General features: G+C 63.2%; 14 protein-coding genes and 1 pseudogene. 10 read left to right on the top strand and 5 right to left on the bottom strand.

The genetic code is table 11. The annotated features are described in order from the left end of the window. Nucleotides 1–85: 85 nt before the first annotated feature. Nucleotides 86–253, top strand: coding sequence for a hypothetical protein (locus tag ACSFC7_RS12090; protein ID WP_436343013.1), 168 nt, complete (start codon nt 86–88; stop codon nt 251–253). 122 nt (nt 254–375) lie between these two features. Here ACSFC7_RS12090 and ACSFC7_RS12085 read toward each other — a convergent pair whose 3' ends face one another. Next, nucleotides 376–1,701, bottom strand: a complete 1,326-nt coding sequence (locus ACSFC7_RS12085; RefSeq protein WP_436343012.1) for a dicarboxylate/amino acid:cation symporter — start codon at nt 1,699–1,701, stop codon at nt 376–378. A 175-nt stretch (nt 1,702–1,876) separates the two neighbouring features. On the opposite strand from ACSFC7_RS12085, the gene gatB reads away from it, so the two are divergent. From gatB to ACSFC7_RS12050, 7 genes are all read left to right on the top strand, one after another. Next, complete coding sequence (gene gatB / locus ACSFC7_RS12080) at nt 1,877–3,373, top strand: Asp-tRNA(Asn)/Glu-tRNA(Gln) amidotransferase subunit GatB (protein ID WP_436343011.1); 1,497 nt, start codon at nt 1,877–1,879, stop codon at nt 3,371–3,373. A 206-nt stretch (nt 3,374–3,579) separates the two neighbouring features. Beyond that, entirely contained in the window at nt 3,580–4,548 is a 969-nt protein-coding gene (locus ACSFC7_RS12075) for an MBL fold metallo-hydrolase (protein WP_436343010.1), read from the top strand. 158 nt (nt 4,549–4,706) lie between these two features. Then, nucleotides 4,707–6,041, top strand: coding sequence for an ABC transporter substrate-binding protein (locus ACSFC7_RS12070; RefSeq protein WP_436347951.1), 1,335 nt, complete (start codon nt 4,707–4,709; stop codon nt 6,039–6,041). Between the two features lie 2 nt (nt 6,042–6,043). Continuing rightward, nucleotides 6,044–6,925, top strand: a complete 882-nt coding sequence (locus tag ACSFC7_RS12065; protein ID WP_436343009.1) for a branched-chain amino acid ABC transporter permease — start codon at nt 6,044–6,046, stop codon at nt 6,923–6,925. Continuing rightward, nucleotides 6,918–8,036 (top strand): branched-chain amino acid ABC transporter permease, encoded by a 1,119-nt coding sequence (locus tag ACSFC7_RS12060; protein ID WP_436343008.1) that lies wholly within the window; start codon nt 6,918–6,920, stop codon nt 8,034–8,036. The genes ACSFC7_RS12065 and ACSFC7_RS12060 overlap by 8 nt, the downstream gene beginning before the upstream one ends. Beyond that, the gene (locus ACSFC7_RS12055) at nt 8,033–8,761 is read left to right on the top strand and encodes an ABC transporter ATP-binding protein (RefSeq protein WP_436343007.1); all 729 of its coding nucleotides are present in this window, start codon (nt 8,033–8,035) and stop codon (nt 8,759–8,761) included. Before ACSFC7_RS12060 ends, ACSFC7_RS12055 begins: the two co-directional genes overlap by 4 nt. Next, nucleotides 8,761–9,477 carry an ABC transporter ATP-binding protein gene (locus ACSFC7_RS12050; RefSeq protein ID WP_436343006.1) on the top strand — a complete coding sequence of 239 codons (717 nt, stop codon included), beginning with the start codon at nt 8,761–8,763 and terminating at the stop codon, nt 9,475–9,477. The genes ACSFC7_RS12055 and ACSFC7_RS12050 overlap by 1 nt, the downstream gene beginning before the upstream one ends. 54 nt (nt 9,478–9,531) lie before the next feature. Here ACSFC7_RS12050 and ACSFC7_RS12045 read toward each other — a convergent pair whose 3' ends face one another. Continuing rightward, the gene (locus tag ACSFC7_RS12045; protein ID WP_436343005.1) at nt 9,532–9,990 is read right to left on the bottom strand and encodes an acyl-CoA thioesterase; all 459 of its coding nucleotides are present in this window, start codon (nt 9,988–9,990) and stop codon (nt 9,532–9,534) included. Nucleotides 9,991–10,093: 103 nt separating this feature from the next. Further along, complete coding sequence (locus ACSFC7_RS12040; protein WP_436343004.1) at nt 10,094–10,885, bottom strand: N-acyl homoserine lactonase family protein; 792 nt, start codon at nt 10,883–10,885, stop codon at nt 10,094–10,096. Between the two features lie 130 nt (nt 10,886–11,015). Between ACSFC7_RS12040 and ACSFC7_RS12035 the strand changes: the two genes are divergently transcribed. Continuing rightward, the gene (locus ACSFC7_RS12035) at nt 11,016–11,150 is read left to right on the top strand and encodes a transporter (protein WP_436343003.1); all 135 of its coding nucleotides are present in this window, start codon (nt 11,016–11,018) and stop codon (nt 11,148–11,150) included. 104 nt (nt 11,151–11,254) lie between these two features. Next, nucleotides 11,255–11,512: pseudogene (locus tag ACSFC7_RS12030) on the top strand (NAD(P)-binding protein); the annotation flags it as partial. 304 nt (nt 11,513–11,816) lie between these two features. Here ACSFC7_RS12030 and ACSFC7_RS12025 read toward each other — a convergent pair. Both ACSFC7_RS12025 and artA read right to left on the bottom strand, forming a co-directional pair. Next, a complete protein-coding gene (locus ACSFC7_RS12025; protein WP_436343002.1) occupies nt 11,817–12,527 on the bottom strand; it encodes a metallophosphoesterase in 711 nt (236 codons plus the stop codon). Then, nucleotides 12,524–13,534, bottom strand: coding sequence for an archaeosortase A (gene artA, locus ACSFC7_RS12020; protein ID WP_436343001.1), 1,011 nt, complete (start codon nt 13,532–13,534; stop codon nt 12,524–12,526). The genes ACSFC7_RS12025 and artA overlap by 4 nt, the downstream gene beginning before the upstream one ends. Nucleotides 13,535–13,597 lie beyond the last annotated feature (63 nt).

Here is a 13,597-nt window from a genome sequence, read left to right as displayed (position 1 = left end):
TCGTGGTGACCGCGGGGCGGTCGAGGCGACGATCGCTGACGACACGATCGACCTCCGGAACGGACAGTGTACCGTCGTCTCCGAAATGGCGCCGCACGGCCTCTACAACGGTGGCGACGAAACGGCTCACATCATCGGGATCTTCCCGGACACGGAATCGACCGCGACCTTCGAGGAGACGCTGCAACCGTTCGGAACGGCGGTCGTAACGATCGGGGCGGACACCGATTCGACGACGACGCGCGACGAGTGATCGGAGTCGGCGGGCCGGAACCCGGCCCGTCCGAAGCGCACCGCTCCCCTTTTTTCGAGAACGGATTCGGCGCGGCGACGGAACCGAAGCGGCGATTCCGAGGCGGGACGCCGTGAGCGGGATCAGTCCCCGCTCGCGGCGGTGTCGTCGCCGATCTCGAGGCCGCGTGTCGGGTCGACCCAGGAGCCGCCGTTGAAGTCGATCGCGTCGTTCCAATGAGCCACGACCGTCGTCACGGCCAGATCGCCGGTCACGTTCGTCATCGTCCGCAGCCGATCGAGGATGGGATCGACGCCGGCGACGAAGCCGACGACCTCGAGGGGAAGGCCGAGTTGCGTCAGCACCAGTGTCAGCATGATCAGTCCCGTGCCGGGGACGCCCCCGGCGCCGATGCTCGCGAGCACAGCAATAAGGACGACCGTTACCTGTTCGACGAGGGTCAACTGGACGCCGACGAGGTTGGCGGCGAAAATGGCCACGACGCCCTGGTACATCGCCGTTCCGTCCATGTTGATCGTCGCGCCGAGGGGCAGCGAGAACCCGTAGATACCCTCGTTAATTCGCAAGTTGTCGTCGGCGTTGGCCATCGTTACCGGCAGCGTCCCGCTCGAGGAGCGAATCGAGAGCGCGGTCACGATCGCGTCCTTCGAACCTGCAAGAAACGCGATCGGCGACTGCCGGGTGAGTACGATGATAAGCCCGCCCAGATAGACGACCCCGATGTGGATCAGGATCGCGGCGGTAAGCGCCGCAATCAACATGGCGAAGGGGACGATCGCATCGGCACCAGCCTCGCCGAAGACCGCCGCCATGAGGGCAAAAACGCCGATAACGCCGTACTCCATGACGCCCCAGACGATCTTGAACAGCGCCTCGGTACCAGCCTCGACTATGTTGAAGATCGACTCGACACCCGATCGGACGGCCTCGTCTTCGGTGCTCTCTTCGAGCAACAAGAGCGCGAGTCCGAAGACGATGACGAAGAAGATCGTCGCGAGCACGTCGCCCTCCGCCATCGCCCCGATCGGGTTCTCCGGGACAATGCCGATCAACACCTCGGCGAAATCGGGCGTATCCGCCGGTTCGAACTCCACGTCCTCCGCGAGGGTCATCCCTGTCCCGGGATTGACGAGGTTTGCCACTGCCAGCCCGATGAACACTGCAATCGCCGACATGACGGCGTACAACGCGATCACCTGTCCACCAACCTTCCCCAGCGTCGACGGCGAGATCCGTCTGATCCCCATCAACAGCGTGAAGATCACGATAGGGATGACGATCATACTCAGCAGCCGGACGAAGATATCGCCCAGTGGCTGGAGTACCGTTGCGGGTTCGCCGACGAGCAGACCGACGATCGATCCGAGCACGAACGCGGCACCGATTCGGTAGACGATCGGTATCGCGCGATACCGTCGCCAGGACAACCGAAAGCTACTTGTTGACATTGATCACACCCACGTTTACTGTGCGTGTTCGCGAAGCAAAAAGACACGAGACCGTTCTCCCGATCGAATTGAGTAATCGAGACCGTAACCTGTTCGACCGTCGATGTAATACGAGTGTACCGCGGCGCACCGTCAGTCGTTACGCTTTACCCCTGCGGGCCCGAATCGAGGCCCAATGACTGCCCAGACCGTCCAGCAGGGTGATCTCGTGACCGTCATCGGCCTCGAGGTCCACGTCCAACTGGAGACCGACACGAAGATCTTCTGTGGCTGTTCGACCGACCAGACCGACGAGCCGAACGCGAACGTCTGTCCGGTCTGTCTCGGACTGCCCGGCGCGCTCCCGGTACTGAACGAAGCCGCCGTCGAGGGCGCCGTGAAGATCGGCAAGGCGATCGACGCCGACATCCCCGAAGAAACCCGGTTCCACCGGAAGAACTACTACTACCCCGACCTGCCCAAGAACTTCCAGATCACCCAGTACGACGAACCGATCTGTCAGGAGGGAGCACTCGAGGTCTCGGTCGAGGGCGAGCGTCGGACGGTCGCGATCGAGCGCGCCCACTTGGAGGAGGATCCGGGCAGCCTCCAGCACGTCGGCGGCGGTGGCGGCATCGACTCGGCGGAGTACACCCTCGTCAACTACAACCGCGCGGGGACGCCGCTGATGGAGATCGTCACGGCTCCCGACTTCCGCAGTCCGGGCGAAGTTCGCGCCTTCCTCGCGAAACTCGAGGAGGTCCTCGAGTACCTGGGCGTCTTCGACGCCGAACGGGACGGCAGCCTGCGAATCGACGCCAACCTCTCGATCATCCCCGAGGACGAGATCGAGAGCGGCGACGTGACCGATATCGGCGCGGAGGCGCTCGCAGCCGCGAATCGGACGGAGGTCAAGAACATCTCGAGCCACAAGGGCGCCCAGAAGGCCCTGGCCTACGAGGAGACCCGCCAGAAGAACGCCATCCAGCGCGGTCGCGCCGTCGAACAGGAGACCCGCCACTGGGACGAGTCCCGCGGGATCACGGTCTCGATGCGTTCGAAGGAAGAGGAGAAGGACTACCGCTACTTCGAGGAGGCCGATCTGCCGCCGCTGCGAGTCTCCCACTGGAAGGACGAGATCTCGATTCCGGAACTCCCCTCCGCGCGACGCGAGCGGTTCCAGGCGGAGTACGGCCTGAACGAGGAGGCCGCCTCGAAACTGACCTCGACGAAGCAGGTCGCGGACTTCTACGAGGACGTCGCGAGCGAGTTCGATCCCGACCTCGCCGCCACCTGGGTCGCGGACAACCTGCTGGGCGAACTCAACTACCGCGACATGGAGATTACGGATCTCGAGGGACGCTTCGAGGAGGTGACGCGACTCGTCGAACTCGTCGCCGAGGAAGAGATCACGGCGAAAAACGCCCGCGAGACGGTGCTGCGATCGATGCTCGACGACGAAAAAGCGCCGGACGAGATCGTCGAGGACGAAGGGCTCGGCAAGACCGACGAGGACGAAGTCCAGCAGGCCGTCGTCGCGGCGATCGACGAGAACCCCGACGCCGTCGACGACTACGAGTCGGGCGACGACGGGGCGATCAACTTCCTCGTCGGCCAGGTTATGCAAAAGACCGGCGGGAGTGCTGACCCTGGTGACGTCAACCAGTTGTTGCGTACCGAACTCGAGAGCTGAGCACGGACACGTGCTGTAGTTGACTGATTGCTGTAGCCGTTCGATTCTGTGGCCAGTCGGTTCTGTGACCGTTGATTCTGTAGTCAATCGGTCTCTGCGATCAGGCGATCTCTGCACGTACCTGATTTCCGCCGACCCGTCCCCCGATTCCAGAACCGGTGCCGCTACCAGTACAGTTACGAGCGGATAGCCTGTGCAGTGACGACATGAACCGCATCACGCTGGGGAACGACGAGTTCGAGGGGCGAAACAACGTGTACGTCCTGGCCGACGAGGCGAACGACGAACTCGCACTCGTCGATACCGGCCTCGCGACGACCGACATTCGCGAGGAACTCCGCGATGGATTAGCCGAACGGGGCTACGAGTTTTCGGACGTCGACGATATCGTCCTGACACACTTCCACGTCGATCACGCGGGACTCGCCGGCGAGATCCAGACGGAAAGCGGCGCGACGGTGTACGTCCACGAGGCCGACGCGCCACTCGTGGAGCAGGATTCCGACGCGATGGCTGCCGTCGACGAGCAGCGACGAGCGTACCTGGACGAGTGGGGCGTCCCCGACGAGCAACAGGCGGAGTTACTGGCCTTTCTCACGGAACTGTCCCATACCGAAGGCGAGCCGGCCGACGTAACACCGATCGATGACGGCACGGTGCTCGAGGTCGGCGGCCGGAGCCTCGAGACGGTCCACGCACCCGGTCACGCGGCGGGGCTTTGCTGTTTCGAGACGAGCGACGGATCGGCGGCGTTCGTCGGTGACGCCGTCTTGCCGGTGTACACACCGAACGTCGGCGGCGCCGACGTCCGCGTCGAGCGTCCGCTCGCGACGTACCTCGACACCCTCGAGCGAATCGCAGCCCGGGAGTACGAGCGAGTCTGGCCCGGCCACCGCGATCCGATCGAAACGCCGACTGCCCGTACACGAGAGATTATCGGACATCACCGGGATCGAACGGAGTCGATTCTCGACGTCCTCCGGAAGCAGGGGCCGGCAGACGCGTGGACGGTCAGCGCGGAGCTGTTCGGCGACCTGGAGGGGATCCACGTCGTCCACGGGCCTGGGGAGGCGTTTGCCCACCTCGACCACCTGTTTCACGAAGGGGTCGTCGCACGCGAAAACGGTGAGTATCGTCTGTTAGACGGAACGGTGACACCGCAGTCGGTCGTCTAATCAGTGGTATCCTGTGGGCTAAACTGCAGTGACAATGTTATCTGAAAAGGCTCACCAACACACAGATGTTTGTCCTCCAACCGATATTTGCTAACTTCCCTCATATTTATTAAGTACGGATCGGAAGGGGTGGATGGGAAACGGTACCTAAGTGGTTGATAATGACTAACGACAATAATATTTGCGGCTCGAATAAATTGGGGAAAAGTGCGATTGGACGACGAACGTTTCTGGGGGCTGCCGGTGCGGGTGCGGTAACGACGACGCTCGCGGGCTGTATCAGCGGCGACGACGACGATGTCTTCAGAATCGGCCATCTCGCGCCGATGGAAAACACCCAGGGGGCTGGGTCCGACCGAAGCGCACAGATGGCCGTCGAAGAACTCAACGACGATGGCGGGATTCTGGACCAGGAGGTCGAACTCATCACCGCGGACACTCGCGGTCAGGCCTCGCCAGCCCAGGACGAGACGTCTCGGTTGATCAATCAGGAGAACGTCGACGTGATCATCGGGACCTTCGCCAGTGAGGTTTCGCTCAATATTATGGATATGATCGCCGAGGAGGGTGTGCCGTACATCGTCACTGGATCGGCATCACCGGCGATCATCGAGCGATCGACCGGCTCGGACTACGACGCACACAAGAACATCTTCCGATCCGGCCCGATCAACTCGAACTTCCAGTCCGAGGCGATGGGTGACTACGCCGACTACCTCAACGAGCAACACGGCTGGGATACGTTCGCATACCTTGCAGACGACGCAGCCTGGACGGAACCGTTTACCGAAAACCTGCCTGCGGAACTCGAGGATCGTGGCTACGACGTGGTCCACGAGGAGACACTGTCGACTGAGATCGACGACTTCAGCCCCGTCGTGAGCGATCTCGTCGAGGCGGAACCCGACGCAGTCTTCCGGTTCTTCGCTCACATTATCGGCTCCGAGTTGCTCGGGGCGTGGCACCGTGAGGAACTCGACTTCGGTATCGAAGGGATCCACGTCGCATCCATGACGCCGGACTTCTACGAACTCTCGGAAGGGGCTGCGACCTACGAGACAACGTCGCAGTCGGGCGCCGCCGGCACGACCGACATCACCGACAAGACGCTCGATTTTGTCGAGGACTACCAGGCGTTCATCGAGGACGACGACGACGCACCGTCGCTCCCAATGTACATGGGATTCAACACCTATGACGCGATCCATCTGTACACGGAGGCCGTCGAAGACGCGGGTACGGCAGATTACGACAGCGATCTCGACGACATCGTCGACTCGATGCTGTCGATGGAGTACACGGGTACCGCAGCCGACATCTCGTTCTATGGCGAGGACGACGAGTATCCACACGATAACGTCGAAGAGCGTGACGACGACGGGACGATCACGAACTTCCCGGTAACCCAGTGGCTCCCCGAAGGCGACATCGAGTGCGTGTTCCCCGAGAAGCACCGAACTGAGGACCACACGGCACCCCACTGGATGAGCTAGGAATGTTGGAATCGTTCCTCTCGATACTGGTTACCGGGGCGATGATCAGTGCCCTCTATGCACTCATCGCCATCGGATTCACGATGATCTTCGGCGTCGGTGGCGTGTTGAACCTCGCCCACGGTGCGTTGATCATGTCCGGCGCGTACGTGTTCATGATCCTGAGCCGAGACGTGATCTGGGAATCGGTTGCATTGCCCCAGATCGTCGTCTTCCCGCTCGCTGTGGCGATCATCGCGTTGCTCTCGCTCGGACTGTATATGGGTCTGGTCCGATACATAGAAGATAACCCCATAATTACGTTCCTCGCGACGGTCGTCGTCGCGACTGCGGGGACGGAGGTTGCACTCGGTATCTTCGGCGACCAGCCGTACTCCTACACGGTCATCGGCGGCTCCGTCGGTCTGGCCGGGACGTCGGTCTCGTACAACGATCTTGCCGGATTCGTCATCTCCTGGCTCGCCATCGGCCTGCTGTGGTACTACGTGACCCAGACCGACGGCGGCCGATCGATCCTCGCGACGTCGATGAGCGAACGCGGTGCACAGCTCACCGGCGTTAACCTGCACTCGGTGCAGACGCGCACGTGGGTCATCGCCGGTGCACTCGCGGGAATCGCCGGGATTTTCCTCGGTGGCAATCAGGCTGCGACGCCGTTGATGTGGCTGAACCCGCTTGCACTGGCGTTCATCATCGTCGTCATCGGCGGCATCGGTTCGATCAAGGGCTCGATCATCGCCGCCTACCTGATCGGGTACACCGAGACGCTCACCGTCGCCGTGATGGGACAGGGCTTCCGGGGAATCCTCTCGTTAGTAATACTACTCGTCGTGCTGTTCCTGCTCCCACAGGGACTGTACGGGAGGGAGTTCGTCCATGAGTGAAGATATTACGCGCGTCGGACAGCTACGAAGCACCGTTCGCAAAACGATCCTCGAGCCGGGCGGTCGAGCGGCCAACCGCGTCCTCGGACCGGTCGATCGGGCGTTCCAGCCCGGTGCGAACCTGTTCAACCGCACCCTCGGATCGTACTTCGGGGAAGTTACCGGTCTGCAACTCGGCGCGCTCGTCGTGTCGCTGCTCGCACTCTTCTCCGTCCCGACCTGGGCGCCGTTGCTCGTCGGCAACTACATGCGAACGCTCACGCTCGCGTGTATCTGGGCGATCTTCGCCATGGGATGGGACATCCAGAGCGGCTACACCGGGTACATCAGCTTCGGCCACTCGGTGCTATCGGCCGCTGCCGGCTACACGACCGCGCTGCTGGTCGTCCACGTCAATCCCGACATGGCGATGTGGCTCACGATCCCGCTCTCGATCCTCGCAGCCTTGCTGCTGGGACTGCTCATCGGGCTCCCCTCGCTTCGACTGTCCGGGCCGTACTTCTCGCTCGTGACCTTCGTCGCCGTGCTCCTGTTCTACCGGTTGACCATTGGATTCAGCGGCACGTTCGGCGGTGAGAACGGGTTCCAGGCCGTCGACGTGTTCACCTGGGACTTCACGATGCGGTACTACTACATGCTCATCCCGATGCTGTTCATCGCAGCCGCGTTGACGTTCGTGGCCCGGTCGAACGTGGGGATGATCCTCGTCGCGATCCGCGAGAACGAGTCCGCCGTCTCCGCGGCCGGACTCAACCCGACCAAGTTCAAGCTCTGGTCGTTCGTCCTCAGTTCGCTCACGATGGGGATCGGCGGCGTCCTGCTCGCCCACTTCGGCGGCAACGTCGATCCGTACACCTTCGTCGTCGTCGAACGGAGTATCGAGATGATCGCGATGGCCGTCATCGGCGGCATGAGCTCCGTCCTCGGTCCGATCGGGGGCGCGTTCCTGTTCGTGCTGTTGCGCGACGAAGTGTTGCGTCTCTGGTTCGGCCACTCCACGCGCTGGGTCATGCTCTGGCTGCTGGTCCTGTTCGTCCTCGTGTTCGCACGAGACGGACTGTTCCGCATGATCTGGCACCGCCTCGGAGCGATCGGAGGTGACGAGAAATGAGCGTCCTCGAGATCGACGGGCTCACGAAACGATTCGGCGGGCTCGTCGCCGTCGACGACTTCTCGATGGAAGTCGACGAGGGAGAGATCGTCGGTCTGATCGGCCCGAACGGCTCGGGCAAGTCGACGGTGTTCAACTGCATCATGAGCATCTACGACGTCACCGAGGGAACGATCCGGTTCAACGGCGACGAGATCACCGACGACAAGACTCACGAAGTCGTCAACAAGGGCCTCTCGCGGGTCTCTCAAGAGTCGAACCCGATCGATCTCTACCCCGTCGCCGGCAACATCAAGCTGTTCACGCTGCCGAACAGCATCGCCTCACTCCACGGCGGTGCCAGCGACGAAGAGATCTACGAGTACGCCGCACGGATCGACATCGAGGACAAACTCGACGAGATGCCCGACGAGTTGCCCCACGCGGACGTCCGGCGACTCGAGATCGCCAAGGCGCTGGCGACCGAACCGGAGATGATGTTGCTCGACGAACCGTTCGCCGGGATGAATCAGGCCGAAATAACCGCCCTCGCCGAGCAGATCGAGCGCTTCCGTGAGGAAGGGATGACGATGGTCGTCGTCGACCACAACATGGGCGGGCTGATGGAACTCGTCGATCGAGTCGTCGTGCTCAACAACGGCGAAAAGCTCGCGGCGGGCTCCCCGGAGGAGATCGCCGAGAACCAGCAGGTCCAGCAGGCCTACCTCGCTGGGGAGGGAATATAATGTCCGATACAATGCTCGACATTCAAGATCTCAACGTCTACTACGGCAAGTCACACGCGCTACGGGGAGTCTCGCTGTCGGTCGAGAAGGGCGAGATTTACGGCGTGATCGGCCCCAACGGGGCCGGCAAAACGACGATGCTGAACGCGGTCGCCGGCTTCGTCGACTACGAGGGGTCCATCACCTACGACGGAACGGATCTGGCGACGGTCGGCCCACAGCAACGAGTCCACGAGGGACTGATCTACTGCACGGAGGACCGGGATCTGTTCCCGTTCTTCTCGGTCCACGATAACTTGCTGATGGGCGCTCAGTTCCGAGACGATCGCGACGCAGTCCAGGCGGACCTCGATATGGTCTACGAACTGTTCCCGCGGCTGGACGAGCGTCGCGAGCAGGAAGCCGAGACGATGAGCGGCGGCGAGCAGCAGATGCTCGCCATCGGTCGCGCGCTGATGAGCGATCCCGAGATGCTCATGCTGGACGAACCGACGATCGGGCTCGCACCCGTGATCATCCAGGACATCAGCGAAGCGATCGAACGGCTTCAGGACGAGGGACTCACGATCCTCCTCGCCGAGCAGAACTCGACGTTCGCGCTTCGTCACGCCGAACGGCTCTCGTTGATCGAAACCGGCGAGATCGAACTCGAGGGGACCTCCGAAGAGTTCCACGACAACGAGTACGTTCGCGAGGCGTACGTCGGCGTTCACTAGCGCCGTTTCGGGACGATTTTTCGGACTCGGACCCGACCTCGAGTAGTGACGCCGCTAGTCGGCCGTCTCGAGACCGCCCTGAAACGCCGCGACGGCCTCCCGGAACGCGTCGGGGACGGCGATCGGTTCCTCGGTCTCGAGGTCGACGGCGACCTGCGTGACGCTGCCGTCGGCGAGCAGTCGGTCGTCGGACTTCCGTCTCGCGCGGTACTCGAACGTGATGCTCGCCGTCCCCATCTCGGCGACGCGCAGTTCGTTGACGAGCACGTCGCCGAACTCGGCCGCGTCGCGATAGTTCAGTTCCGTGTTGACGACGTGGACCTGCCAGCCGTCGGCTTCCATCCGCTCGTAGCTGTAGTCGATTTCTCGGAAGAACTGGGAGACGGTCTCGTCCTGAAAGGTGAAGTACTCGCCGTAGAAGACGATTCCCTGCTGGTCGGTTTCGGCGAATCGAACGCGGTTCTCGAAGACGGGCTGGAACGCCGGCCGGTCGGTTTCGTCAGCGGATTCCATACACCTATCGCCGTTCCGAGGGGGAAAATCGTGTCGGCTACGGCAGTCCGGTCGCGGCAGTCGAGCGCGGAGTTGCGACGGACTCCCCGACTCGTTCGCGACGTTACAGCGATTCCAACGTCTCGAGGTCGTCCCCGTCGTGGCCACAGATGACGGTCGCGTCGTGGCGACGCTCGAGGTCTTTGACGGTGCGCAGGCTCTCGAGCCAGTGGCGCTTGCTCCAGAGCAACTGGCCGCCCATCGGCTGCTCGTCGCGGTAGTTCGCTCGCGTGTAGGCCTGATCGCCGGCGAGGACGACGGTTCCGGCGTCGTCGAGGTCCAGTCGCACGCCGAGGAGGCCGGGCGTGTGACCGGGGAGGTGGACGAACTCGAGGTCCTCGAAGCGGTACTCCCGGTCGCCGTGAACGATCTCCCAGTTCAGATCGCGGTCGAAGTCGCCGGCGACGTAGGCCTCGTCCCCCGCGTCCGTCTTGGCGCTGTAGTAGGCGAACTGCAGTTCCCGCTCGTGGACGTAGACGGGCGTGTCGGTGCCCTCGAACGCGTAGAGGCCGCCCGCGTGGTCGAGGTGGAGGTGGGTCTGGATCACGCAGTCGATATCGTCGGTTTCGTAGCCCGCGTCGGCGAGGTCGTCCTCGAGCGGGCGCAGGCCAGTGTGCTCGAACGAGGCGTAGAGGTCCGGCGGCCAGTGTCCCGAATCGGCCTCCGGATGCGACCCGGTGTCCCAGAGGATCGTCGCCTCGGGGTGTTCGATCACGAGGTTGTAGACGGGGCCGTCACCCATCGTCGTCTCCGGATTCGGCTCGTCGGCCGTTCCCAGCGTAAAGCCCTCGATGATGTTGTTGACGTCGGTGGTGATCGTGCCGCGCTCGATCGGCGTAACGGTCGCAGAAACCATGCTGTGACACAGCTAGTCGGCAGCTCATAAATATCGGCGGGATGGGTTGTCGACCGGGCGGCGGGCTCTCGGAGCGGGTCGCTGTGCATGCTTGCCGTAGCCCTACCTGGCGGTCCGTCGTAGCTGCCGTATGGTTCGCATTTCGACGATCATGATCGTCGTTGGTGTCGTCCTCATCCCCGTCCCGATTCCGCCGTTCGCGATGATCGCCGGAATCCTCCTGATCCTTACCGGGTTCGCACTGCGAGTGTTGACGGATATGTGACGTGCAACTGCAGTCGACGTACGCGCCCGTCGAGCGCCGCGAGCACCGAATCGGCTGCATGAGTAGGTCCGCGATTTTACCGCCCTCGGTGTGACGGGTGACGTATGCAGCCGACTCCACGGGTGGTCGTCGTCGGCGGTGGACTCGCCGGTCTCGTCGCGGCCCGCCACCTCGGCGGCGGGGTGGACGTCACGCTCCTCGAGCGCCTCGAGACGGTCGGCGGCCGGGTTCGGACGCTCGAGCGGGACGGCTATCGATTCGATCGCGGCTTTCAGGTACTCTTTCCCGCCTGCCCCGCAGTGCAGCGGGAACTGGATCTCGAGACCCTCGACCTGCGCCGATTCGCGTCGGGCGCGGTGCTCGAGGACCTGTCTCGGTAGCCTACTCTGTCGGCGGGCACGCGATACCTCGCCGCGTCGCGGGGAGCCGAGTGCAGCGGCCCGGACGATCAGGCACGGTCACTTTCCGTTTCCAGGTGGTAGCCTCACGGAATGACGGGAAACGGTACAGGGCGACCCGAAGGGGTCGATCGACGGCTCGCCCGGCTGTTCGTGGTCGTTATGAGCATCTCGCTGACGGTTGCATCCCTGATCGTCTTGCTGTTACACCGGTTCGGAGAGACACTCCTCCGGTGGATACGCCGGAACTAGTCCGTCAATCCGTCGCTCACAACAGCTGTCGACACTCGCCCAGCGGCGGAAACCACAGCGGCTCCTCGCTCGAGGCGTCCCAGACCGCCGGGTGAAAGCGATCGATAGCGGTGACCAGCGGTGACTGAAAGTCTCGCGCGCGCATGCCGTTGACCGTCGCACCCGCCGCGAGCGTCGTGAACGCGGGACAGACGATCACGTCCGCTCCCTCGTAGACGCCCGGTCCGTAGAGGAAACACGGCAGTTTTCGCCCGTCGACGGAGAGCGCCGGGTGGTCGTGGCCGATAACGTACCGAGCGGCCTCGCAGTCGGGTTCCTCGTGGCCGTGGCAGACGACCGTTTCGCCGTCCGCGAGGCGATACTCGGCTCCCCTTTCGCCGTCGAACACTCCTTCGAGCATCGTGTCGTGGTTGCCGGGCGTGATGACGAGGGAAACACCGGCCGCGTCGGCGACGGCCTCGAAGGCGGCCAGGTCGCGTTCGACGCCGCGCGGGACTCGGTCGAAGGCGTGGAGCAGGTCGCCCGCGACGACGACCGTGTCGGGGTCCGTGCGAGCGAGCAGGGTTTCGAGTCGGTCGCGAACGTCTCGCCCGTCGTCGATTGGCGCGTCGACGCTCGAATCGGCGGCTTTGCCGAGGTGAACGTCCGCAATGATGAGCGCATCGGCTTCGGGCACGAAAAGCGCGCGTCCGACGGGCGAGACGGGGAGGTCGACGGTTTCGGTCACTGCTGGTCGAGGCCACCGTCGGCCCGGACGTCGTCCTTGCCGAGCGCCTCGAACAGGTCGTACTCGTTGCCCGTGAGGATGAAGAGGACGTCCTCGAGCGGCTCGAGGATCTCGGGGAGGATCTTGACGAGCAGGTAGGTGATCCCGACGAGGGCGACGACCGAGAGCGACTGTGCGATGTAGTTGTGCGCGACGAGGAAGGAGACGCGACTCTCCTCGGCACCCATGTACGCGGTCATGAACGAGACGAGCCAGTCCTGCTGGAACCAGCCCCACGGGGAGGCCAACCCGATGAAGACGTTTCGAACGAGGTTGAGGAACCAGATGACGCCGACGGACATCGCGAAGGCGGTCGCCTTCCGCCGAAGCGGGGCCTTCACGGCGGCGACGAGCCCGCCGAAGATGGCCATACTGCCGAGTCCGGTACAGGCGAGGATGATGTAGGTGGTCCGTCCGGTCACCGTCTCCTCGGAGTCGAAGTCGAACCGACTCTCGTAGCCGTTCGTGCCTTCGGTGAGACCGGGACTGTAGCCGAACAGTTCCATTCCGTAGTGGGTCTGGGCCGCAGTCGTCTCGATCAGCCACGTTCGAACGATCGGAATCGTCTCCGCGGGCAGGTAGATGAGCCCCATGAACGCGACCGCTTTCGTCAGGAGGAACAGCGAGTCGCGTCCGTCCCAGAGGAGATATCCCGTGTAGGCACACAGCGGGAGCGCAGCGAGCGCCAGTATCGTCTGCAGCGGGCTCTGGACGTCGTAGTAGTAGTACGGCACCATCGTCAGCCAGAAGACGCCGAAGGCGAGCCAGGCGCCCATCGCGAGGTGTCGTGCCGGCTCGAGGACGCCCTGCCATCGGAGGAGCAATGCGGCGAGAAACGCCGCGATGGCGACCCACGCCAGCGCGTCAGTCAATCCCATCGAACCGAGCACTGCCGGCGTCAGCGTCGCGCCTGCAGCCTCGAGGCCGGTGACCGACGCCGTGTCGATCGCGGCGGAAGCGGGCGACATATTCATGGAAGAGTGAAGCACCCTCCTGCTATCAACTTGACGCCTCGTGACTCTCCGAGAAAA

The sequence above is a fragment of the Natronorubrum halobium genome (genome assembly GCF_051351675.1).
In the GTDB taxonomy this organism is placed as follows: Archaea; Halobacteriota; Halobacteria; order Halobacteriales; family Natrialbaceae; genus Natronorubrum.
Note: the sequence above shows the minus strand (reverse complement) of the source record. Positions and strands in the feature narration are given on the sequence as shown.